Raw genomic sequence first — 22,748 nt, forward strand, 5'->3', positions numbered from 1 at the left:
GGATCGGGAAGGCGTGGCGTCGGTACCGCGTTCTACGATGGAGCCATGAGCACCAGCACGCCCAGCATCTTCTCCCGGATCATCGCGCGCGAGATCCCGGCGACCGTCGTCGCCGAGGACGACCGCGTGATCGCCATCGAGGACATCGCGCCGAAGGCACCCGTCCACGTGCTCGTCATCCCCAAGACCGAGCAGTACCGGAACGTCACCGAGCTCGCAGCCGGTGACCCGGACCTCCTCGCCCACCTGGTCGCCACCGCGCAGCGCATCGCCGACGAGCGCGCCGGCGGCCAGTACCGACTCGTCTTCAACACCGGCGAAGCCGCCGGTCAGACCGTGTTCCACGTGCACGCGCACGTACTCGCAGGTGAACTGCAGGAAGGCACCCTTGCCGGCTAACGAACCAGCACCCACCCCGGCCGACCCGACGGACGTGTCGGCCTCGATCCAGGTCGACGGCATCGCCATGGTGCAGCTGCTCGGCCCCCAGGACCGACTGCTCAAGACCGTCGAACGCCAGTACCCGGGCGTCCGCGTGCTCGTGCGTGGCAACGAGGTCACGCTGACCGGGCCCGAACGCGACGTCGCGCGCGCGCACGCCCTGGTCGACGAGCTCGTCGGCATGGTGAAGCGCGGGCAGGACATCGGGCCGTCCGACATCCCCGTCTCCGCGAAGCTCCTGGACGAGGACCGCAAGCCGTCCGACACCTTCGGCACGCCGATCGTGTCGAGCCGCGGCAAGTCCGTGCGGCCGAAGACCGACGGGCAGCGGGCCTACGTCGACGCCATCGACGAGCACACGATCACGTTCGGCATCGGCCCCGCCGGTACCGGCAAGACGTACCTGGCGATGGCGAAGGCCGTCCAGGCGCTGCAGCGACGCGAGGTCACCCGGATCATCCTGACGCGCCCCGCGGTCGAGGCCGGCGAGCGGCTCGGCTTCCTGCCGGGCACCCTCACCGACAAGATCGACCCGTACCTGCGCCCGCTCTACGACGCGCTCAACGAGATGATGGACCCCGAGCTGGTCCCGAAGCTCCTGGCCGCCGGCACGGTCGAGGTGGCCCCGCTGGCGTACATGCGCGGACGCACGCTGAACGACTCGTTCGTGGTCCTCGACGAGGCGCAGAACACGACGCCCGAGCAGATGAAGATGTTCCTGACGCGGCTCGGGTTCGGCTCGAAGATGGTCGTCACGGGTGACATCACCCAGGTCGACCTGCCGGGCAACCTGTCCGGGCTCCGGCTCGTCACGCGCATCCTCGGCGAGGTCGACGACATCCACTTCGCCCGCCTCGGCAGCGAGGACGTCGTCCGCCACACGCTCGTCGGACGGATCGTGGACGCCTACACCGTCTACGACGAGGAACGCCTCGCCGAGCAGTCCGGGTACCGCCCGGGCGGCCGGGGCAGCGCCGCCACGCCGAACCCCGCCGGTGCGAACCGCGCCGAGCGACGGGGGCGTCCGCCGCAGGACCGCCAGCGCTCCCCGTACCCCCAGAACGACTCCCGAGGAGGGAACCGGTGAGCATCGAGCTCAACAACGAGTCCGGCGTCGAGGTCGACGAGGCAGCCATCCAGCGCCTCGCCGCCTTCGCGCTCGATGCGCTCCACGTCCACGCCGATGCGGAGCTCGCGATCGTGCTCGTCGACGAGGGCGCGATGGAGCAGCTGCACGTCCGGTGGATGGACGAACCCGGGCCGACCGACGTCCTGAGCTTCCCGATGGACGAACTCCGTCCGGGCACCGAGGACGACCCGACGCCCGCCGGGCTGCTCGGCGACATCGTGCTGTGCCCGCAGGTGGCCGAGGAACAGGCGAAGACCGCCGGGCACTCGAGCACTGACGAGATGCTCCTGCTGACCTGCCACGGCATCCTGCACCTGCTCGGGTTCGACCACGCCGAGCCGGACGAGAAGGCGGAGATGTTCGGGCTGCAGGGCGAGATCCTCACGGCCTTCGCCGCCCAGCGCCGCGGGCGGTGAGCTGATGCTGCTCGTCGTCGGCCTGCTGGCGGTGGCGTTCGTGCTGGTCGTCGTCGGTGGCCTGCTCGCCGCGTCCGACGCCGCGCTCTCCGTCCTGTCCCGCGCCGACCTCGACGAGATCGCGCGGGAGAGCAAGCACCGCCGCGCCATCGAGGCGGTCGGCGACGACGTCGGGGCGCACGTCAACGCGCTCAACTTCTTCCGGGTGCTCGCCGAGACCGCCGCCGCCGTGCTCGTCACGATCGCACTCGTGATGGTCTTCGACACGTGGTGGGTCGCGCTCATCGTGGCCGCCGCGATCATGACCGCGGTGTCGTTCGTCCTCGTCGGGTCCAGCCCGCGCAGCGTCGGTCGCGCGCACGCCGAACGGCTCATCGCGACCACGGGCGGGCTCGTCCGGGCCGTGCGCATCGTGCTCGGTCCGCTCGCCGGCCTGCTCGTGGCGATCGGCGACCGCGTCACGCCCGGGCGCGGGGGCAGTGCCTCGACGGTGTCGAGCGAGGAGCAGCTGCTGTCGCTCGTCGACGAGGCCACCGAGAGCAACGTCCTCGAGCAGGACGACCGCGAGCTCATCCACTCGGTCTTCGAGTTCAGCGACACCCTCGTGCGCGAGGTGATGGTGCCGCGCACCGACATGCTCACCGTCGACGGTTCGGACACCCTCGCGAGCGGCATGGAGCAGTTCCTCGCCGCGGGCGTCTCCCGCATGCCCGTCACCGGCAAGGGCAGCGACGACGTGCTCGGGGTCCTCTACCTGCGCGACGTCGCCCGGGCCCTGTACGAGCGCCCGGGGTCCGGTACCAAGCGGGTCACGACGCTCCTGCGCCCGGCGGAGTTCGTGCCGGAGTCGAAGGCCGCCGACGACACCCTGCGCCACATGCAGGTCGCGAAGAACCACCTCGTGCTCGTCGTCGACGAGTACGGCGGCGTCGCCGGGCTCGTCACGATGGAAGACCTCATCGAGGAGCTCGTCGGCGACATCTCGGACGAGTACGACCGCGCCGTGGTCGACCGGGTCGAGGTCGAGCCGGGCGTCTGGCGGATCTCCGCCCGACTGCCGATCGACGACCTCGGCGACCTGTTCGGCATCGAGCTCGAGGACGACGACGTCGACACCGCCGGCGGGCTGCTCACCAAGGAGCTCGGCCACCTGGCGATCAGCGGCGACAGCGTCACCGTGTCCGGCGTCGTGCTCACGGCCGACCGGGTCGAGGGCAAGCGCCGCCACCTCATCACCGTGCTCGCCGAGCGCACACCCGGACTCGCGGACGTCGAGGACGCCTTCGACGACGCAGCATCCACCACGACGGGAACCACGCACGCATGACCGACACCACGCCAGCCACCGCCGGACCGACCGAGCCGTACCGTGCCGGGTTCGTCTCGTTCGTGGGGCGCCCGAACGTCGGGAAGTCCACGCTGACGAACGCGCTCGTCGGCCAGAAGGTCGCGATCACCTCGTCGAAGCCGCAGACCACCCGCCGCGCCATCCGCGGGATCGTGCACCGGCCGAACGGCCAGGTCATCATCGTCGACACCCCCGGCGTGCACCGACCGCGCACCCTGCTCGGCGAGCGGCTGAACGACCTCGTGCAGTCCACCCTCGGGGACGTCGACGTCATCGGGCTCTGCGTCCCGGCGAACGAGCCGATCGGCCCCGGCGACCGGTTCATCAACGACACGCTGGACCAGTACCCGCGTGCGAAGAAGGTCGCCATCGTCACGAAGATCGACCGGGCCGCCAAGGACAAGGTCGGGGAGCAACTGCTCGCGGTGTCGAAGCTGCGCGAGTGGGACGCCATCGTGCCGACCTCGGGCACGAGGGGACTGCAGCTCGAGGACCTGCTCGGCGTGATCACGTCGCTGCTGCCCGAGTCGCCCCAGCTCTACGACGACGCCGCGGTGACCGAGGAGACCGACGAGGAGCGGATCGGCGAACTCATCCGCGAAGCCGCGCTCGAGGGCGTGCGCGACGAGCTGCCGCACTCGCTCGCCGTCGTGATCGAGGACGTCGTCGAGCCCGACGAGGACGACGAACCGGACGGCCCGCTGCGCATCTTCGCGAACCTCTTCGTCGAGCGGGACAGCCAGAAGGCGATCGTCATCGGTCGCAAGGGTGAGCGCCTCAAGGACGTCGGGTCGCGGGCCCGCACCGAGATCGAGGCGCTGCTCGGCGGCCGCCACGTGTACCTCAACATCCGGGTGAAGGTCGCGAAGGAGTGGCAGCGCGACCCGAAGCAGCTCGGGCGACTGGGCTTCTGAACCGACCGTCTGCTGACGTCAACCTGGAGGCGGACGCGCACCGCGCCTCCTGGACGTACCGTGGTGTGGTGTTCCGTCCCATGCTGCGCGCGCAGGTGATCACCGACGTCGTGATCGCGGTCCTGCTCGGCGCGCTCGTGCTCGTCGTGACCGCGCGGGGACTGGACTCGCCGTTCGCGCTCCTGACGGTCCTCGGCATGACGGCCGCGCTGGCGCTCCGGCGCCTGTCGCCGGGGCTCGCGCTCGGTGTGGCGTGGGTGTTCGCCGTCCTCGAGATGGTCACCCTGCAGATGCCCGACCTGTCGAACGCGTTCATCGCCGGGGTGGTGTACTCGACGAGCCGCTACGGCAGCCGGCGCGTCCGGCTGGCGGGCCTGGTGTCGTCGATCGTCGGCCCCGTGACGGCGGCCGTCTACCTCGGTCTCGACGACTACCGGCAGCGGCAGGGCATCGTGACGGCGACGACGCCCGAGCAGGAGTCGCTCAAGGTCGCGATCGCCTACTTCGCGATCGTGCTGTTGCTGCTCCTCCTGCCGTGGCTCGCCGGTCTCGTGCTCCGCACCCGGCGGTCGGCGAGCATGAGCCGAGAGGCCCAGCTCCTCGCCGAGCGCGACGCCGCACGGGCCGATCGCGCCGTCGCCGTGGAGCAGGAACGCGTCCGGATCGCCCGGGACATGCACGACATCGTCGCGCACTCGCTGGCGGTCGTGATCGCCCAGGCGGACGGCGCCCGGTACGCGTTGAAGGCAGATCCCGCCATCGCCGACGAGGCGCTCGGGACGATCTCGAGCACCGCCCGCCGTGCGCTCGGCGACGTGCGCGAACTGCTCGGTGCGCTGCGGCACGAGCAGGGCACCGCACCGACCCCGGAGATCGACGACATCGACCGTCTGATCGGCGAGATGCGTGGCGTCGGCCTCGACGTGCGGGTCGAGCGCGAGGGCGATTCGTCGGGGCTGCCGACCACGACCCAGCTCGCCGTCTACCGGATCGTCCAGGAGAGCCTGACGAACGCGTGGAAGCACGGCGAGCCGAACACCCCGGTGCGCGCGAGCCTCACGTACCGGCCGGACACCGTCGAGATCACGGTCGTCAACCGGCGCGCCGACGACGGCACGCGCGGGCCCGGTACCGGACACGGGCTGGTCGGCATGCGCGAACGTGCCACCATGACCGGGGGCACGATGACCGCGGGACCGCGGGGCGACGACTTCGCGGTCGCGGTCCGGATGCCGTCCGTCCCCGCGAGCGGCCAGATGCCGCGCGGGCTCGTCCCGACCACACCCTCGACCCTCCAGGAGCGCACCGGCCGATGAACGACACCCCGATCCGCGTCGCGCTCGTCGACGACCAGGCCCTGTTCCGCACCGGCATCCGGATGCTCATCGACTCGCAAGCCGACCTGCAGTTCGTCGGCGAGGCCGGCGACGGTGCCGAGGGCGTGGAGCTCGTGCGGCGCGGGCGTCCCGACGTCGTGCTCATGGACGTCCGCATGCCGGTGATGGACGGCATCACCGCCACCGCCCGCATCGTCGAGGACAGCGGGACCGACGGCGCCAAGGTGCTCGTGCTCACCACGTTCGACTTCGACGAGGCCGCGGCGAAGGCCATCCGAGCCGGTGCCAGCGGCTTCGTGCTGAAGGACGCCGACCCGGAGTTCCTGCTCGCGGCGATCCGCACGGTGCACGCCGGGACCGCGGTGTTCGCGGCGTCGGCGACCCGTGAGCTCCTCCGGCGCTACGAGGACACGAGCGAGCAGGCGGCCTCGGTGCCGGCCGCGTTCGACGACCTGACGCCGCGGGAACGGGAGATCTTCGACCTGGCGGCGCGGGGCTTCAGCAACAGCGAGATCGCGCAGCACGAGTACGTGAGCGAGGCGACGGTGAAGACGCACATCTCGCGCGTCCTCACGAAGCTCGAGCTGCGGGACCGGGTGCGGCTCGTGGTGTTCGCGCACGAGCACGGTCTGGTCGCGAAGGCCGACTGACCGCGGGGCGTCCGGCTGCGCGCTGCGCGCTGACGGTCCGTCATCCGTCAGGATGACTTCTCCCCAGGCAGTGGAGCCGAGCGGACGATCCACAGGAGCCGCTGGGCCGACGCGGGGCGTGCCTCCTGGCCGTCATCGTGGAGTCATGACCACGAGCAGCAGACCGATCATCCGTCTCGACCGCGTTTCGAAGCACTACGGCGATGCCGTGCGGCGGGTGACGGCGTTGGACGATGTGAGCGTCGACATCGGTGCGGGGGAGTTCACGGCGGTGATGGGGCCGTCGGGTTCGGGGAAGTCGACGTTGATGCACGTCGCGGCGGGGCTCGACCAGGTGTCGTCGGGTCGGATCTGGATCGACGGGGTGGACGTCACGGGGCTGGGTGACAAGGAGTTGACGGAGTTGCGTCGTCGTCGGTTGGGGTTCGTGTTCCAGTCGTTCAACCTGGTGCCGACGTTGGACGTGGCGGAGAACATCCGGTTGCCGTTCCTGTTGGGTGGGCACAAGGTGACTCGTGAGGAGTCGGCGTGGATCGACCGTCTCGTCGAGATGCTGGGGTTGGGGGATCGGTTGTCGCATCGTCCGCACCAGTTGTCGGGTGGGCAGCAGCAGCGGGTGGCGATCGCGCGGGCGTTGGCGTCGCGGCCGGCGGTGGTGGTCGCGGACGAGCCGACGGGGGCGTTGGATTCGCGGACGGGTCGTGATGTGTTGCAGATCTTGCGGGGCGCGGTGTCGGAGTGGGGGCAGAGCGTGGTGATGGTGACGCACGATCCGGTGGCTGCGGCGAATGCTGATCGGATCCTGTTCCTGGCGGATGGTCGTGTGGTGGGGGATCGTCCGGCGATGGATGCTGCGGCGATCTCGACCACGATGCTCGGCATGGAGACCGCAGCGTGAACGGCGTCCGCGCGTTCGCCCCGACCGTCCTCGTCGCGGCGCTCGGCACCACCTTCGGGTCGGCACTGGTCATCGCGCCCGGGATCGTCACCGAGGCCCTGGCGGCCTCCGGTCTCTCCGAGCTCGGCCCGGTGAAGGCGATCCTCTCGGTCGTCGGGTGGCTCTTCCTCGGCATCGCCCTCTACGTCGGTGCGATCGTCACGGCGAACACCTGCGCCACGCTCATCGCCGGGCAGACCCGCATCATCGCGCTGCAGCGGCTCGTCGGGGCGACCGGCGCCTCGTTGCGTGCACGGATCACCCGGACCGGCCTCGTCGTCGGGGTACTCGGCGGTCTGATCGGGGCGGTCGTCGGCACGGGGCTCAGTGCGCTCTTCGTCGTCGTGCTGCGGGGCAACGGGTTCCTGCCGGACACCGCGTACACGATCGTGCCGTGGGAGCTCGTGCTCCCGGTCGTGGCGGTCGTCCTCGCGACCTGGGGTGCGTTCGCGGCCGGTTCGCGGCGGGTGCTCACCGTGACCCCGCTCGAGGCGCTCTCGTCGAGCGTCGAACCGAGTCACGACGACGTCCGCTCCGGGACCGCTCGGAAGGTCTGGGCGATCGTGCTCATGGCTGCGGGCGGCCTGCTCCTGCTCGTCGGGCTGCTCGCCAGCGCGCTCTCGCCCATCGCGGTCCTGCCGGCAGCGCTCGGGGGCTTCGTCTCCTTCGCCGGGGTTGCCGTCGGTGCGACGATCGTGATGCCGCCCGTGCTGCAGCTCATCGGACGCATCGGGGCCCGTGACCCCGTCGTCCTGCTCGCCGGCCGCAACGCCATGCGCGCACCCGGCCGGTCCGCACGGGCGACCATCGGGCTCGTCATCGGCGTCACCCTGCTCGTCACGTTCGCCGTGGCGCTTGGCATCATGCAGCACGTGCTCGGAGCCCAGCTGCAGGCCATGGACCAGGGGCAGATGACGAAGGAGATGCTCGAGGGGCAGCGTGACTTCTTCGTCCAGCTGAACGCCGTGGTGAGCGTCATCGTCGGGTTCTCCGCCGTGATCGCCGCGGTGGGGGTCGTGAACGCGCTCGCCCTCGGGGTGCTGCAGCGCCGGCGGGAGCTCGGGCTGCTGCGGGTGCTCGGGCTGACCGGGGCGCAGGTCCGGCGGATGATCGTCACCGAGGCCGTCCAGATGGTCGTCGCAGCCGTCGTCACCGGGCTCGTGCTCGGCACCTTCTACGGGTGGGTCGGTGGGCAGACGTTGCTCGGTTCGCTCGGCTTCGCGACGACGCCGGTGCTGCCGCCGTTGACGGTGGGGATCGTGGTCGTGGGAGCGTTGGTCCTCGCGGTGGTCGCGACGATCGCGCCGGTGCGGCGTGCGATGCGGGTGCCGCCGACGGAGGCGCTGGCGGTCGATTGACCCGTCGCTCGAGGTCGCTCGCGGTCGCCGAGGTCGCGCCATCCGTCGCTCGGGTCGGCCGAGGTTGCACGAAGTGTCGCTCGCGGCGCTTGCGGGCGACGGTTCGTGCTACCTCGGCGCGCGGGCCGCGGCATGTCGTGCGACCTCGGCACTCCCGGCCGCCGGGTGCGGGTCGTGCGACCTCGGCGCCCCGCGACGGCTCGGTCTGTCACACGGGCCGCCGCCGGTGCTACCGTGGACCCGATGTACTCGGCGCTCCTCCTCCTTCGCTGCCGCGACGAGGCCTGACACAACGGCCCACCTCGTCGCGGAGTCCGTCGTGGCCTGACCCACACCTGACGACGAAAGCGACGAAACGATGCAGAACACCCAGCGCCCCTCCGGGATGCCGATCCACAAGTACGTCCCGTTCCACGAGCAGATCCGTGTCGACCTCCCGGACCGCACCTGGCCGACGAAGCGCATCGACAAGGCACCGCGGTGGTGCGCGGTCGACCTGCGCGACGGCAACCAGGCCCTGATCGACCCGATGGACTCCGAGCGCAAGCGCGCCATGTTCGACCTGCTCGTCCGCATGGGCTACAAGGAGATCGAGGTCGGGTTCCCGAGCGCCTCGCAGACCGACTTCGACTTCGTCCGCTCGCTCATCGACGAGGGCGCCATCCCCGACGACGTCACGATCCAGGTGCTGACCCAGGCGCGCGAGCACCTCATCAACCGCACCTACGAGGCGATCGACGGCGCGAAGCAGGCCATCGTGCACCTGTACAACTCGACGTCGATCGTCCAGCGCGAGGTCGTGTTCCGCACCGACGTGCAGGGCGTCGTCGACATCGCGGTGTCCGGCGCGAAGCTGTGCCGCGCGGCCGAGGCGACCCTGCAGCACGACACGAAGGTCTTCTACGAGTACTCGCCCGAGTCGTACACGGGTACCGAGCTCGAGGTCGCGGTCGAGATCTGCAACGCCGTGCTCGAGGTGTTCGAGCCGACGCCCGACCGCAAGGTGATCATCAACCTGCCGGCGACCGTCGAGATGGCGACGCCGAACGTCTACGCCGACTCGATCGAGTGGATGTCCCGCAACCTGGCCCACCGCGAGGACGTCATCCTCTCCCTGCACCCCCACAACGACCGCGGCACCGCCGTCGCGGCCGCGGAGCTCGGGTACATGGCCGGCGCCGACCGCATCGAGGGCTGCCTGTTCGGCAACGGTGAGCGCACCGGCAACGTCGACCTGGTCGCACTCGGCATGAACCTGTTCACGCAGGGGATCGACCCCGAGATCGACTTCTCGGACATCGACCAGATCAAGCGCACGGTCGAGTACTGCAACCAGCTGCCGGTGCCGGAGCGCCAGCCGTGGGCGGGCGACCTTGTCTACACGGCGTTCAGCGGCTCGCACCAGGACGCCATCAACAAGGGCTTCGAGGCCATGAAGGCCAAGGCCGCGGCCGCCGGCAAGGACATCGACGAGATCGAGTGGGCGGTACCGTACCTGCCCGTCGACCCGAAGGACATCGGCCGTTCGTACGAGGCCGTGATCCGCGTCAACTCCCAGTCCGGCAAGGGCGGCGTCGCCTACCTGCTCAAGACGGACCACTCGATCGACCTGCCCCGCAAGCTGCAGATCGAGTTCTCCGGGGTCGTGCAGCAGCGCACCGACGCCGAGGGCGGCGAGTTCTCGTCCGAGCGCATCTGGGACCTCTTCCGCGACGAGTACCTGCCCGCGACCGACGAGTCCGACAAGTGGGGCCGCTACGAGATCACGAAGACGGCGACGTCGAGCGACTTCGACGGCACGACGAAGCTCTCGGTCGCCCTGCGCGTCGACGACGGCTCGATCACGTCCGACGCCGTCGGGACGGGCCCGATCGACGCATTCCTCACGGTGATGCGGGACCAGGGCGTCGACGTGACGCTCTACGACTACTCGGAGCACACGATGAGCGCCTCGGGTGACGCGCAGGCCGCGTCCTACGTCGAGCTCGACGTCGACGGTGTCCGGCTGTGGGGCGTCGGGATCGACGCCGACATCGCCACAGCGTCGCTCAAGGCGATCGTCTCGGCGGTCAACCGCGCGGTGCGCGCGGGGGCTGCGTCCGGCGCGTCGGAGCTGGTCTCGGCGTAACGCGTTCCGTCCAGGAGGCGCGGTGTGGGTCCGTCCCGCACCGCGCCTCCTGTGCGTGGTCGCGCTGGTGCGTGCGTGCGTGCGCGCCGCGAGCGGGACGTTTCTGTCCCGCTCGGCGGTGGCGAGCGGCGCCTTCCGCCCGCTCGGCGGACGTGAGCGGCGTGTCCCGCCCGCTCGACGCCCGCACGCTCGACGCCCGCCCGATCGCACGCCGCGAACGCTCGCGCGCCGCGAGCGGCGCGGAGCGTCGGTGGCGCGGGGGATACTGGACCAATGCCGCTGTACCGGGACGAGTGCGTCGTGTTGCGTACCCACAAGCTCGGTGAAGCCGACCGCATCGTCACGATGCTGAGCCGGCAGCACGGCAAGATCCGGGCGGTGGCGAAGGGCGTCCGGCGGACCGCGTCGAAGTTCGGGTCCCGGCTCGAGCCGTTCATGGTCGTCGACGCCCAGTTCTACGAGGGCCGCTCGCTCGACATCGTCACGCAGGCCGAGTCGCTCGGTTCGTACGGCGCGCAGATCGTCGCCGACTACGGGGCCTACACCGCCGCCAGCGCGATGGTCGAGACCGCCGACCGCCTGAGCGAGGCCGACGCCGGACTGCAGCAGTACCTGCTCCTCGTCGGGGCGCTCCGGTCGCTGGCGCGCGGCGAGCACGTGACGAGTGCGACGCTCGACTCGTACCTGTTGCGCGCGATGAGCATCGCGGGGTGGGCGCCGTCGTTCCGCGACTGCGCGGTCACCGGCGAGCCCGGGCCGCACTCGGCGTTCGTCGTGCAGCTCGGCGGCGTGGTGGCGGACCACGCGGCGCCTCCGGGGACACCGCGGCTCGACCCGGACACCCTGCAGCTCCTGGGCTCCCTGCTCGCCGGCGACTGGAGCACGGTGGACGCGTCGGACGAGCGCACGCGCTCCCGGGCGTCCGGCGTGGTGGCGGCGTACGCCCAGTGGCACCTGGAACGATCGCTCCGGTCGCTGCCGCACGTCGACCGCACCGAGCACCCGTCCCCGGTGCATCCGACACCGGGTGGTGTGCCCGCCGCGGTCGCCGCGACCCCGGCACCCACGCTGCTGGAGCCGTCGGACCCGTCCGGCAACGCGACCGGCAACACGCCCGGCCACGCGCCCGACCAGCCGTCCGACCACGGAGGAACCCCTGCATGAGCCCTCGCCGGTACGCCGAGTCCGAGCCGCTGAAGCCCGTCGACTGGACGGGTGAGCACCCTCCGGCGATCCCGCTACAGTTCGTCCCCGAGCACGTCGCGATCGTGATGGACGGCAACGGCCGCTGGGCGAACCAGCGCGGCCTCACCCGGGTCGAGGGGCACCGCGCGGGTGAGGCATCGCTCCTCGACGTGGTCGCCGGCGCCGTGCAGATCGGCGTCAAGCACGTCTCGGCGTACGCGTTCTCGACCGAGAACTGGAAGCGCTCGCCCGACGAGGTCCGCTTCCTCATGGGCTTCAACCGCGAGGTCCTGCACCGCCGCCGCGACCAACTGAACGCGTGGGGGGTCCGGATCCGGTGGGCGGGCCGACGCCCGCGGCTCTGGCGCAGCGTGATCGACGAGCTGCAGACCGCCGAGCGCATGACGGCAGACAACGACGTCTGCACGCTGACGATGTGCGTCAACTACGGCGGTCGGAACGAGATCGTCGACGCGGTGCGGGGCATGGCCGAGGACGTCGCCGCCGGGCGCCTCAAGCCGAGCCAGGTCACCGAGAAGGCCCTCGCGAAGCGGCTGTACGTGCCGGAGCTGCCGGACGTCGACCTCTTCCTGCGGAGCTCGGGGGAGCAGCGGACGTCCAACTTCATGCTGTGGCAGTCGGCGTACGCCGAGATGGTGTTCCTCGACCGGCTGTGGCCGGACTTCCGTCGCACCGACCTGTGGGGAGCGATCGAGCAGTACGCGCGCCGCGATCGACGGTTCGGCGGGGCGGTGGACGCACCGACGGCCTGACAGGAGGCGCGGGGCGGCGCCGACCCGCGCCTCCCGTCCGACGGTTCCCGGCTCGACCGAGCGCCCGCCTCCGGCTCAGCCGAGCAGGTGCGCCGCGCCGCGGACCGCGTCGAGCGCGGCGCGGACGCTCGGCACCCGGTCCGCGCCCCGTGCCACCACCACCTCGACGCGCCGCGCGAGCTCGTCACTCGCCGCCGTGACCGAGACGCCGGGCGGCACCACGGTGGTCGTGAGCGCGAGGCGGGGGAGCAGGGCCACGCCGAGGCCCGCCGCGACCAACCCGACGACCGCCGCGGCGTTGTCCGTCTCGAGGACGATGTCCGGGGTGAAGCCGGAGGCGGCGCACGACGCGAGCAGGTGCCCTCGGCACCGCGGGCACCCGCCGATCCAGCGCGCCTCGCGGAAGGCGGCGAGGTCCGCGACCTCGTCGGCACCGTGCGCGGACCCGCTCAGCGTGGGGGCAGGCGTCACGAGGGCGAGCGGGTCGCGACCGAGCACCCGGGTCGTGAGCGTCGGGTCGGCGCCGACGTCGTCGCCCTGCAACGCGTGCGAGAACGTCAGCGCCACGTCCACCTCGCCGCGGCGGAGGAGCTCGACGGCCTCCGGCGGTTCGGCCTCGACGTACGAGGTCACCACGCCCGGGCTCGTGGCCGACATCACGGCGAGCACCGGCGGCACGAGGGTCGACGACGCGCTCGGGAACCCGGCGATCCGCACCCGTCCGCGGGCGAGGCCGCCGACGGCGTCGAGGTCCTCCTGCGCTGCCGCGAGGGCTGCCTGCACGGCGAGGGCGTGGTCGGCGAGGACCCGTCCCGACTCGGTGAGCGTGACGCCGCGCGCTCCGCGGAGCACGAGCTCGTGGCCCGTCCGGCGTTCGGCGCGGGCGAGCAGCTGGCTCACCGCGGGCTGGCTGTACCCGAGGGCGGCGGCCGCGCGGCTGATCGAGCCGGCGTCACGGACGGCGCGCAGCACGCGGAGGAGTTGGGGATCGAGGTCGTCCACAACGTCATGTTATGGGGGATCGAAGAAGCCTGCCCTGGTGTGATGGGCGACCCCACGCCACCGTGGAGGCATGGACTCCTTCGTCGACGGCTCCGGCTACCTGGCGGCCTGCACCGCCGGACTCCCCACGCGCGGCACGCTCACCGCCATGCGCGCCGACCTCGACGAGTGGGAGCACGCCGCGTCCACGCCGGTCGCGTACGGTGCGCTCGTCGAGGAGGGCCGCTCGCTCTTCGCGCGGATCGTCGGCGTCGACCGGGCCCGGGTCGCCACGGGGTCGCAGACCTCCGCCATGGTCGCGGTCGTCGCCGCTGCGCTGCCGGACGGCGCCGAGGTGGTCGTCCCCGACGGCGACTTCAGTTCGCTCGTGTTCCCGTTCCTCGCCCGGGCGCACCGCGGAGTCCGGGTCCGGAGCGTCCCGCTCGCCTCCCTCGCCGACGCGTTGCGGCCCGGGACGTCGCTCGTCGCCTGGTCCGCGGTGCAGTCGTCGAGCGGCGTCGTCACCGATCCGGAGCCGGTGCTCGAGGCGGCTCGGACCGTCGGCGCACTCACGCTGTGCGACCTCACGCAGGCCGCCGGCGTGCTCCCGGTGGACGCGGCCCCGTTCGACGTGACCGTCACGCACGCGTACAAGTGGCTGTGCGCGCCGCGCGGGGTCGCCTTCTCGACGTTCTCGGACGCCGCGCTCGAACGGCTCCGCCCCGTGCAGGCCGGGTGGTACGCGGGCGCCGACGTGTGGGGGTCCTGCTACGGCCCCGCGATGCGGCTCGCCGACGACGCGCGTCGGTTCGACGTCTCGCCGGCGTGGCAGGCCTGGCCGGGCGCGGTGGCTGCGCTCCGGCACGTCGCCGCGCTCGACGCGAGGTCGTCCTGGAGGCACGCCACGGGTCTCACGGACCGGCTCGCCGACACGCTCGGGTCACCTCGGAGCGGTCAGGCGATCACGACGTTCGCGGACGCGGACGGCGCGGCCCTCCGGGCCATCGCGGCAGCCGGGATCACCGCGAGCGGGCGGGCCGGTCGGCTCCGGCTGGCGTTCCACCTCTGGAACGACGAGGACGACGTGACGCGCGTGGCGGACGCGCTGGGCGCGGTGGACGGCTTCAGACCGGAGGGGTGAGGCGCGTTCTCCACAGGCACCGCGCCTCCCGTCCGCCGAGGCCCACGGGGCCGGTACGCTTGCCCGGTACGTTTCCGAACCGGGCACCCAGCTCGGCGACCTCTGGAGCATCCCGTGGCACAGTCCTCCCGTCTCGACAGCGTCATCGCCCTGGCCAAGGGCCGTGGCTTCGTCTTCCAGTCGGGAGAGATCTACGGCGGATCGCGCTCCGCGTGGGACTACGGGCCCCTCGGCGTCGAGCTGAAGGAGAACATCAAGCGGCAGTGGTGGCAGCGGTTCGTCCGCGGCCGCGGCGACATGGTCGGCCTCGACTCGGCCGTGATCCTGCCGCGCAAGGTGTGGGAAGCGTCCGGGCACGTCGCGACGTTCACCGACCCGCTCGTCGAGTGCCTGCACTGCCACCACCGGTTCCGCGAAGACCACCTCATCGAGGCGTTCGTGGCGAAGAAGGACCGGCAGCCCGAGGGCGGCATGGCCGAGATCGCGTGCCCGAACTGCGGCACCCGCGGGCAGTGGACCGAGCCGCGCGAGTTCTCCGGCATGCTCAAGACCTACCTCGGCCCGGTCGAGTCGGAAGAAGGCCTGAACTTCCTCCGCCCCGAGACCGCGCAGGGCATCTTCGTGGACTTCGCGCAGGTCGTGACGACCAGCCGCATGAAGCCCCCGTTCGGCATCGGCCAGGTCGGCAAGGCCTTCCGCAACGAGATCACGCCCGGCAACTTCATCTTCCGGACGCGCGAGTTCGAGCAGATGGAGATCGAGTACTTCGTGCCGCCGGCCTCCGCGCAGGAGCACTACGAGCAGTGGATCGCCGACTCGGTCGCGTTCTTCACCGACCTCGGCATCGACCCGGAGAACCTGCGGCGCTTCGACGTCCCGGACGGGGAACGCGCGCACTACTCCGACGCCACCGCCGACATCGAGTACCGCTTCGGGTTCGCGGGCACGGAGTGGGGCGAGCTCATGGGTGTCGCGAACCGCACGGATTTCGACCTCAACAACCACATCGAGTCCTCCGGCAAGGACCTCCGGTACTTCGACCAGGCCGCGAACGAGAAGTACGTGCCGTACGTCATCGAGCCGTCGTTCGGTCTGACCCGCGCGCTCATGGCGTTCCTGCTCGACGCCTACCACGAGGACGAGGCGCCGAACGCGAAGGGCGGCGTCGACAAGCGCACGGTCCTGCGGCTCGACCCGCGGCTCGCTCCGGTCAAGGCCGCCGTCCTGCCGCTGTCCCGCAACGAGCAGCTGTCGCCGGTGGCGCGCGGCCTCGCGGACGACCTGCGCAAGTACTGGAACGTGGACTTCGACGACGCGGGGGCGATCGGCCGTCGCTACCGTCGCCACGACGAGATCGGCACGCCGTTCTGCATCACGGTGGACTTCGACACGCTCGAGGACAAGGCCGTGACGGTGCGCGAGCGCGACACGATGTCGCAGGAGCGGGTGGCGCTCGACCAGCTGCAGGGGTACCTCGCGGCGCGGTTGCTCGGCGCGTAGGCGCGGCCGTTCGCACAACCAAAAGCACCCCGAACCACGCTGATGCGCGGCGCGGGGTGCTTTTGGTTGTGCGCCGCGCCCGCCGCGCCCGGCAGCGCGGGAATGCGGCTGCGGCGGCCCCGGTTGCGACCAGCATGAACGACTCTGTGAAGGTCGATGTCTGGTCGGACATCGCCTGCCCCTGGTGCTACATCGGCAAGCGGAAGTTCGAGGCCGGCGTCGCCGCCTTCGCCTCGACCCCGAACGGCGCCCCGGTCGAGGTCGAGTACCACTCCTTCGAGCTCAGCCCCGACACCCCCGTGGACTTCGAGGGCACCGAGGCCGAGTTCCTCTCCGGCCACAAGGGCATGCCCGTCGAGCAGGCGCAGCAGATGCTCGACCAGGTCTCCGGCATCGCCGCGAGCGTGGGCCTCGACTACGACTTCGAGTCGATGCACCACACCAACACGGTGAAGGCGCACCAGGTCATCCACCTGGCGAAGGAGCAGGGCAAGCAGCTCGAGATGGTCGAGCGCCTCTTCGCCGCCTACTTCGAGCGTGGTGAGCACGTCGGTCAGGACGAGTCGCTGGCGTCCCTCGCGGCCGAGGTCGGCCTCGACCCGGACGAGGTCCGCGCCACGCTCCGCGACGACTCGCAGCTCGCGGCCGTCCGCGCCGACCAGGCGCAGGCGCAGTCGTACGGCATCAACGGCGTCCCATTCTTCGTCATCGACGGCAAGTACGGCGTCTCCGGCGCGCAGGACCCGGCTGCGTTCGAGCAGGTGCTGACGCAGGTCGTCGCCCTCCGCGGGACGACCCCGTCGGACGTCGCCGAGGCCGAGCAGCGGTCCGCCGAGGACGCGGCAGCAGAAGCGGAGGCGACCCGATGACGGACGTCCGCGTCGACGGCTCGGCCGAGCCGCGCCTCCAGTCCGACGGCCAGGAGGCGCGACCCGCCCTGCTCACGCTCGTCACGCCCGGCGGTGCGCCGGTCTGCGAGGGCGACTCGTGCTTCGTGCCCGGCGCCGAGGGCGTCTGGACCGAGGTCCCCGACTGAGCGGGTGCTAGCGGACGGGCTCCTCGTCGGTGATGTCGGCGACCGTCGCGCCGTACGCCGCGATCAGGTCGTCGGCGTCGACGAAGGCGCTCGCGCCGTGCCGACCGGCGCCGAGGGCGACCCGGCGTCCGAGGATCCGTTCGTCGGCGTAGACCGGCAGGCCGCCCGTCGCGCCGATGGGCGTGATGGTGCCGCGTTCGTAGCCCGAGGCCTCGAGCGCGGTGGCGGCGTCGGGCATCGAGAGCTTGTTGACGCCGACGACGGTGCGGAGCTTCTTCCAGGCGATGGCACGGCCGCCGGGCACGAGGGCGAGCAGGAAGCCGCCGTCGTGCCGCTTCACGACGAGGGTCTTCACGATGTCGCCGGGCTCGATGTCGAGCAGTGCGGCTGCCCCGTGCAGGGAGTCCGCGGCGGGGCGCTCGACCACGTCGACCCGGAGCCCTCGGGCCCGTGCGTCGGCGTCGAACCTGGTGATGGCGTCGGTCGTCATGTGGAGAACGCTACCGGCGTGCACCGACGTGGGAAGATGGGAGACGTATGACGATCACTGACGCACCCGGGACGGCGACCCGTCCGGCGAAGCCCCTGCGCATCGGCCCCATCGAGGTCGACGTGCCGGTCGTGCTCGCGCCGATGGCGGGCATCACGAACATGGCCTACCGCCGGCTCTGCCGCGAGTACGGCGCCGGCTTGTACGTGTGCGAGATGATCACCTCGCGCGCGCTCGTCGAACGCACTCCAGTGTCGATGCAGCTCATCCAGCACCACGAGTCCGAGACCCCGCGGTCGATCCAGCTGTACGGCGTCGAGCCGAACACGGTGGCCGAGGCGGCGACGATCCTCGTGGGCGAGGACCGCGCCGACCACATCGACCTCAACTTCGGGTGCCCTGTGCCGAAGGTCACGCGCAAGGGCGGCGGAGCGGCCCTGCCCTGGAAGCTCGACCTCTTCAAGGAACTCGTCACGAAGACCGTCCGGGCCGCCGGGGACGTCCCCGTCACCGTGAAGATGCGCAAGGGCATCGACGGCGACCACCTCACGTACCTCGACGCCGCCCGCATCGCGCGGGACGCCGGCGTCGCGGCGGTCTCCCTGCACGCCCGGACCGCCAACGAGCACTACTCGGGCCACGCGGACTGGTCGGCGATCGCGACGCTGAAGGAGACCATCACCGACATCCCGGTGCTCGGCAACGGCGACATCTGGTCCGCTGCCGACGCGCTGCGCATGGTCGACGAGACCGGGGCGGACGGCGTCGTCGTCGGGCGCGGGTGCCTCGGCCGGCCGTGGCTGTTCGGCGACCTCGCGGCGGCGTTCCGCGGCGAGGGGTTGCGGTACATGCCGTCCCTCGGCGAGGTGGCGGTGGCGTTCAAGCGGCACGCCGAACTGCTCGTCGAGTTCTTCGGCAGCGAGGAGCACGGCTGCCGCGACGTCCGGAAGCACGTCGCCTGGTACTTCAAGGGGTACCCGATCGGCGGCGACGTCCGGTCCGGGCTCGCGATGGCGTCCAGCCTGCAGGAGATCGACGACCTGCTCGGGCAGCTCGACCACGACGCTCCGTACCCCGGTGCCGACGCCGAGGGGCCCCGAGGTCGTGCGGGCCACCCGAAGCGCACCGCCCTGCCCGACCGCTGGCTCGAGTCGCGCGACGTCGACAGCGAGTTCCGCAAGGTCCTCGCCGCCGCCGAGCTGCACCACAGCGGCGGATGAGCGCCACGAGTTCGTACGGGCCGGCCGACGCCGAACGCTGGCTGCCCGAGACCCACGGCAACCGTCGGTCCGACTTCGCCCGTGACCGCGCCCGGCTCCTGCACTCGAGCGCGCTCCGACGGCTCGCCGCGAAGACCCAGGTGCTCAGTCCGACGACCGGGCTCGACTTCGCCCGGAACCGCCTGACGCACTCGCTCGAGGTCGCCCAGGTCGGCCGCGAGCTCGCCGACTCGCTCGGCCTCGACCCCGACGTCGTGGACACCGCCTGCCTCGCGCACGACATCGGGCACCCGCCGTTCGGCCACAACGGCGAGACGGCCGTGAACGCGTGGGCGGCGGGCATCGGCGGGTTCGAGGGGAACGCGCAGACGCTGCGCCTGCTCACCCGGCTCGAGCCGAAGGTGTACGGCGCCGAGCCCGAGGACCACCGTCCGTACGGGCTCAACCTCACGCGGGCATCGCTCGACGCCAGCTGCAAGTACCCGTGGCCGGCGGCCCAGGGCGTGTCCGAGGCGTCGTCCGGCCGCACCAAGTTCGGCTTCTACGACGACGACCACGACGCGTTCGAGTGGCTCCGTGCCGGGGCTCCCCGTCGGCAGCGCTGCATCGAGGCGCAGGTCATGGACCTCTCGGACGACATCGCGTACTCGGTGCACGACTTCGAGGACGCCGTCGTCGCGGGCTTCATCGACGTCGCTGCCCTGGGCGACCGCGTCGGCGAGAACGACATCGTGTCGGCGATGCACGCCTGGGTCGGCTCGGACCTCAGCCGCGACGAGCTGCTCGAGGCGTTCGACCGGCTCCGTTCGCTGCCGCTGTGGATGACCTCCTACGACGGGTCGCGACGAGACCTGGCGCGGCTGAAGAACCTCACCTCGCAGCTGATCGGTCGGTTCGCGCGGACGGCGACCGCGGCGACGCGGGAGTCCTACGCCTCGGGCTCCCTCGTGCGCTTCGCGGCGTCGGTCGTGACCCCGCCCGAGATCATCGGCGAGATCGCCGTGCTGAAGGGCATCGTCGCGGCGTTCGTCATGACGCAGGGCGATCGGCAGCCCGTGTACGAGGACCAGCGGCGGATCCTGACCGAGCTCCTCGACGCCCTCGCGGCGAGCGGCAGCGCCGACCTCGAGCCGGGCTTCGCGGCGGACTGGCGTGCTGCGTCCGACGACGCCGGGCGGTTGCGGGCCGTGGTCGACCAGGTGGCGAGCCTGACCGACCAGGGTGCGCTGGCGTGGCACAAACGGCTCGTGGTCGGGGACCGCGAGACGGTGCACATCCCGGTCTGACGGTCGCGCGCACGGCCACGTGCGCCGCGCCCTGGATGCGACCCGCGGCGGGGCGGCGTCGGCGGGGCGGGGCCGAGCCGCGCCTCCTGGCCGTTGTCCACAGGTCTCGTGACGGTCGGCCGACGTCGGTCGCACGAACTAGGATCGAGGGGTGGCTGGGAGGATCGCGCGGAACGACATCGACGAGGTCCGCTCGCGTGTCAACATCGCCGACGTCGTCGGCGACTACGTGACCCTGAAGTCCGCCGGGGTGGGGTCGTTGAAGGGCCTCTGCCCCTTCCACGACGAACGCTCCCCGTCGTTCCACGTCCGTCCCCAGGTCGGGCGGTACCACTGCTTCGGCTGCGGCGAGGACGGCGACGTCTTCGACTTCGTCATCAAGCAGGACCACACGACCTTCCAGGAAGCCGTCGAGCGGATGGCCGCGAAGATCGGCTTCACGCTCCACTACGAAGAGGGCGACGGCCCCCGCACCGACTACAACGCCCGCGCGCGGCTCATCGCCGCGAACGAGGCGGCGCAGCAGTTCTACACCGCGCAGCTCACGACGGCGGCGGCCGAGCCGGCCCGGCAGTTCCTCGGTGAGCGCGGGTTCGACCCCGCGGCGGCGCAGCACTTCGGCGTCGGCTTCGCCCCGAAGTCGTACGACGCACTGCGGGACCACCTGCGCGGTCGTGGGTTCTCGCTCGAGGAGATCGTCTCCGCCGGACTCGTCAGCCAGGGCGACCGGTCGCCGTACGACCGGTTCCGCGGGCGCCTCATGTGGCCGATCCGCGACGTCACCGGGGCGACGATCGGCTTCGGTGCGCGGCGGCTGCTCGAGGACGACAAGGGCCCCAAGTACCTCAACACGCCCGAGACCCCGATCTACCACAAGAGCCAGGTGCTCTACGGGCTCGACCTCGCCCGGCGGGACATCTCGAAGCAGAAGCAGGTCGTGATCGTCGAGGGGTACACCGACGTCATGGCGTGCCACCTCGCCGGCATCACCACCGCGGTCGCCACCTGTGGCACGTCGTTCGGCGTCGACCACATCAAGGTGCTCCGGCCGATGCTCGGCGACTCGGCCAGCCGCGACCTCTCGCAGCTCGGCAACATCGTCTTCACGTTCGACCCGGACGAGGCCGGGCAGCGCGCTGCCTCGCGGGCGTTCGCGGAAGAGAGCCGCTTCGCCTCGCAGACCTACGTCGCGGTCGCGCCGGGCGGCCTCGACCCGTGCGACCTCCGGCTGGCGCGGGGTGACGCCGCGGTCACGCGCCTCATCGAGACGAAGCGCCCGATGTTCGAGTTCATCATCCGTCGCCGGCTCGCCGCGCACGACATCGAGACGGCCGAGGGGCGCGTCGCCGGCCTCCGCGACGCCGCACCGGTCGTCGCGGGCATCCGCGACCGGACGCTCGCGACGGCGTACACGCGCGAGACCGCCAAGTGGCTCGGCCTCGACATCCCCGAGGTGCGTCGCGCGGTCGAGAACGCCCGGCAGCGCGCGGGCGCGTCGACGACCGACCACCGCTCAGGAGGCGCGGCTCCAGCCACGCACGCCGGCTCCGGTGGCGAGGCGGTCGCCGTCCCGGACGAGCCCGTGGCCGGGCTCCGACTCCTGCCGAGCGATCCGATCACCCGCATGGAGCGCGACGCCGTGATGGCGATGGTGCAGCAGCCCGGGCACGTCGGAGCGCCGCTCCTCGGGTTGGCGGCGGCCGCGACCTTCTCGGCGCCGATGCTGTCCGTCGTGCGGGACGCCGTCGTGGCGAACGTCGACGCGATCGGCGCGGGGGACTGGCTCGAACGGTTGCTGCAGGACGTGCCGGGGCCGTTCCGTGGCCTCGTTCAGGAGCTCGCGCTCGCACCGATCCCGGCCCGCACCGACGAGGACCTGGCCATCTACGCGCGGAGCATCGTCGTCGCGCTGGTGGAGCGGGACCTGCTCGCGCGGAAGGCATCGCTGCTCGGGCAGTTGCAGCGGGCGGACCCGAACGAGCAGGCCGATCGGCGGGCGGAGATCCAGCGGCAGCTCGTGGACATCGACGCGCAGCGGATGCGGTTGCGCGCGGACGCCGAGGCGGCGGCGAACTCGTAGGCGGGTCGCGGCGCCCACCTGGCTGCCGTGCGGTCGGGCGCCCGTGTTCGCCCGTGGCCGCCCGCGCGGGGTCGCTCGCGCGGGGTTGTTCGCCCGGGGTCGCTCGCCGAGGTCGCACGACGCGCCGCGTGCGTGTCGCCGAGGTCGCACGAGCGGTCGGTCGGTAGCGCCTGGTGCGGCACTTCGTGCGACCTCGGCCCAGGGGCCGGCCACGCGCACGAGGTGGGCCCGCGTGCGGTGGACGTGACCGGAGCGTCACCGGGGGATGCGGTGCGGACTGGTGCCGCGCCTCCAGGGTGCCGAGGTCGCACGACGCGCCGCCGGGCCGTCGCCGAGGTCCCACGAACGGCCGGCCGGCATGCTCGGGGGCGGCACTTCGCGCGACCTCGGCGCTGCCT

General features: G+C 71.7%; 21 protein-coding genes. 19 read left to right on the plus strand and 2 right to left on the minus strand.

Translation table 11 applies throughout. From position 1 onward, the window contains the following. Positions 1-45: 45 nt before the first annotated feature. From JSX79_RS04700 to JSX79_RS04755, 12 genes are all read left to right on the plus strand, one after another. Positions 46-399: a histidine triad nucleotide-binding protein gene (locus JSX79_RS04700; protein WP_070418691.1), complete on the plus strand. Its 354-nt coding sequence runs from the start codon at positions 46-48 to the stop codon at positions 397-399. Further along, a complete protein-coding gene (locus tag JSX79_RS04705; protein ID WP_070418692.1) occupies positions 389-1,528 on the plus strand; it encodes a PhoH family protein in 1,140 nt (379 codons plus the stop codon). Before JSX79_RS04700 ends, JSX79_RS04705 begins: the two co-directional genes overlap by 11 nt. Further along, the gene (gene ybeY / locus JSX79_RS04710) at positions 1,525-1,986 is read left to right on the plus strand and encodes an rRNA maturation RNase YbeY (RefSeq protein ID WP_070418693.1); all 462 of its coding nucleotides are present in this window, start codon (positions 1,525-1,527) and stop codon (positions 1,984-1,986) included. The genes JSX79_RS04705 and ybeY overlap by 4 nt, the downstream gene beginning before the upstream one ends. 4 nt (positions 1,987-1,990) lie before the next feature. Further along, positions 1,991-3,313: a hemolysin family protein gene (locus JSX79_RS04715; protein WP_070418694.1), complete on the plus strand. Its 1,323-nt coding sequence runs from the start codon at positions 1,991-1,993 to the stop codon at positions 3,311-3,313. Continuing rightward, positions 3,310-4,248 carry a GTPase Era gene (gene era / locus JSX79_RS04720; protein ID WP_070418695.1) on the plus strand — a complete coding sequence of 313 codons (939 nt, stop codon included), beginning with the start codon at positions 3,310-3,312 and terminating at the stop codon, positions 4,246-4,248. Before JSX79_RS04715 ends, era begins: the two co-directional genes overlap by 4 nt. Positions 4,249-4,316: 68 nt before the next feature. Continuing rightward, complete coding sequence (locus tag JSX79_RS18585; RefSeq protein ID WP_139201858.1) at positions 4,317-5,564, plus strand: sensor histidine kinase; 1,248 nt, start codon at positions 4,317-4,319, stop codon at positions 5,562-5,564. Beyond that, on the plus strand, positions 5,561-6,235 hold the full coding sequence (locus JSX79_RS04730) for a response regulator transcription factor (protein ID WP_229085300.1): 675 nt from the start codon (positions 5,561-5,563) through the stop codon (positions 6,233-6,235). The genes JSX79_RS18585 and JSX79_RS04730 overlap by 4 nt, the downstream gene beginning before the upstream one ends. A 145-nt stretch (positions 6,236-6,380) precedes the next feature. Next, entirely contained in the window at positions 6,381-7,133 is a 753-nt protein-coding gene (locus tag JSX79_RS04735; protein ID WP_229085301.1) for an ABC transporter ATP-binding protein, read from the plus strand. Continuing rightward, a complete protein-coding gene (locus tag JSX79_RS18590) occupies positions 7,130-8,530 on the plus strand; it encodes an ABC transporter permease (RefSeq protein ID WP_092387579.1) in 1,401 nt (466 codons plus the stop codon). The genes JSX79_RS04735 and JSX79_RS18590 overlap by 4 nt, the downstream gene beginning before the upstream one ends. A 358-nt stretch (positions 8,531-8,888) precedes the next feature. After that, on the plus strand, positions 8,889-10,658 hold the full coding sequence (leuA, locus tag JSX79_RS04745; protein WP_229085302.1) for a 2-isopropylmalate synthase: 1,770 nt from the start codon (positions 8,889-8,891) through the stop codon (positions 10,656-10,658). Positions 10,659-10,931: 273 nt separating this feature from the next. Further along, a complete protein-coding gene (recO, locus tag JSX79_RS04750) occupies positions 10,932-11,822 on the plus strand; it encodes a DNA repair protein RecO (RefSeq protein ID WP_374474860.1) in 891 nt (296 codons plus the stop codon). Further along, complete coding sequence (locus JSX79_RS04755) at positions 11,819-12,616, plus strand: isoprenyl transferase (protein ID WP_070418701.1); 798 nt, start codon at positions 11,819-11,821, stop codon at positions 12,614-12,616. Before recO ends, JSX79_RS04755 begins: the two co-directional genes overlap by 4 nt. A gap of 75 nt (positions 12,617-12,691) precedes the next feature. Here JSX79_RS04755 and JSX79_RS04760 read toward each other — a convergent pair whose 3' ends face one another. Then, a complete protein-coding gene (locus tag JSX79_RS04760) occupies positions 12,692-13,618 on the minus strand; it encodes a LysR family transcriptional regulator (protein WP_229085303.1) in 927 nt (308 codons plus the stop codon). A 70-nt stretch (positions 13,619-13,688) separates the two neighbouring features. Between JSX79_RS04760 and JSX79_RS04765 the strand changes: the two genes are divergently transcribed. The 4 genes from JSX79_RS04765 to JSX79_RS04780 all read left to right on the plus strand — a co-directional run bounded on the left by JSX79_RS04765 (position 13,689) and on the right by JSX79_RS04780 (position 17,274). Next, complete coding sequence (locus tag JSX79_RS04765) at positions 13,689-14,738, plus strand: aminotransferase class V-fold PLP-dependent enzyme (RefSeq protein ID WP_229085304.1); 1,050 nt, start codon at positions 13,689-13,691, stop codon at positions 14,736-14,738. A 114-nt stretch (positions 14,739-14,852) separates the two neighbouring features. After that, complete coding sequence (locus JSX79_RS04770) at positions 14,853-16,238, plus strand: glycine--tRNA ligase (protein WP_071294830.1); 1,386 nt, start codon at positions 14,853-14,855, stop codon at positions 16,236-16,238. Positions 16,239-16,372: 134 nt separating this feature from the next. Then, the gene (locus tag JSX79_RS04775; RefSeq protein WP_229085305.1) at positions 16,373-17,107 is read left to right on the plus strand and encodes a DsbA family protein; all 735 of its coding nucleotides are present in this window, start codon (positions 16,373-16,375) and stop codon (positions 17,105-17,107) included. Further along, on the plus strand, positions 17,104-17,274 hold the full coding sequence (locus tag JSX79_RS04780; protein ID WP_175473623.1) for a hypothetical protein: 171 nt from the start codon (positions 17,104-17,106) through the stop codon (positions 17,272-17,274). The genes JSX79_RS04775 and JSX79_RS04780 overlap by 4 nt, the downstream gene beginning before the upstream one ends. A gap of 7 nt (positions 17,275-17,281) precedes the next feature. Here JSX79_RS04780 and JSX79_RS04785 read toward each other — a convergent pair whose 3' ends face one another. Further along, positions 17,282-17,764, minus strand: coding sequence for an aminoacyl-tRNA deacylase (locus JSX79_RS04785; protein WP_229085306.1), 483 nt, complete (start codon positions 17,762-17,764; stop codon positions 17,282-17,284). A gap of 47 nt (positions 17,765-17,811) precedes the next feature. Between JSX79_RS04785 and dusB the strand changes: the two genes are divergently transcribed. The 3 genes from dusB (at position 17,812) to dnaG (ending at position 22,350) form a co-directional block, all read left to right on the plus strand. Next, on the plus strand, positions 17,812-18,984 hold the full coding sequence (gene dusB, locus JSX79_RS04790; RefSeq protein WP_070418707.1) for a tRNA dihydrouridine synthase DusB: 1,173 nt from the start codon (positions 17,812-17,814) through the stop codon (positions 18,982-18,984). Next, a complete protein-coding gene (locus tag JSX79_RS04795; protein WP_071294833.1) occupies positions 18,981-20,270 on the plus strand; it encodes a deoxyguanosinetriphosphate triphosphohydrolase in 1,290 nt (429 codons plus the stop codon). The genes dusB and JSX79_RS04795 overlap by 4 nt, the downstream gene beginning before the upstream one ends. Positions 20,271-20,421: 151 nt before the next feature. Continuing rightward, entirely contained in the window at positions 20,422-22,350 is a 1,929-nt protein-coding gene (gene dnaG, locus JSX79_RS04800; RefSeq protein ID WP_229085307.1) for a DNA primase, read from the plus strand. Positions 22,351-22,748 lie beyond the last annotated feature (398 nt).

It is taken from the genome of Curtobacterium sp. GD1 (assembly GCF_020882855.1).
Lineage (GTDB): Bacteria > Actinomycetota > Actinomycetes > Actinomycetales > Microbacteriaceae > Curtobacterium.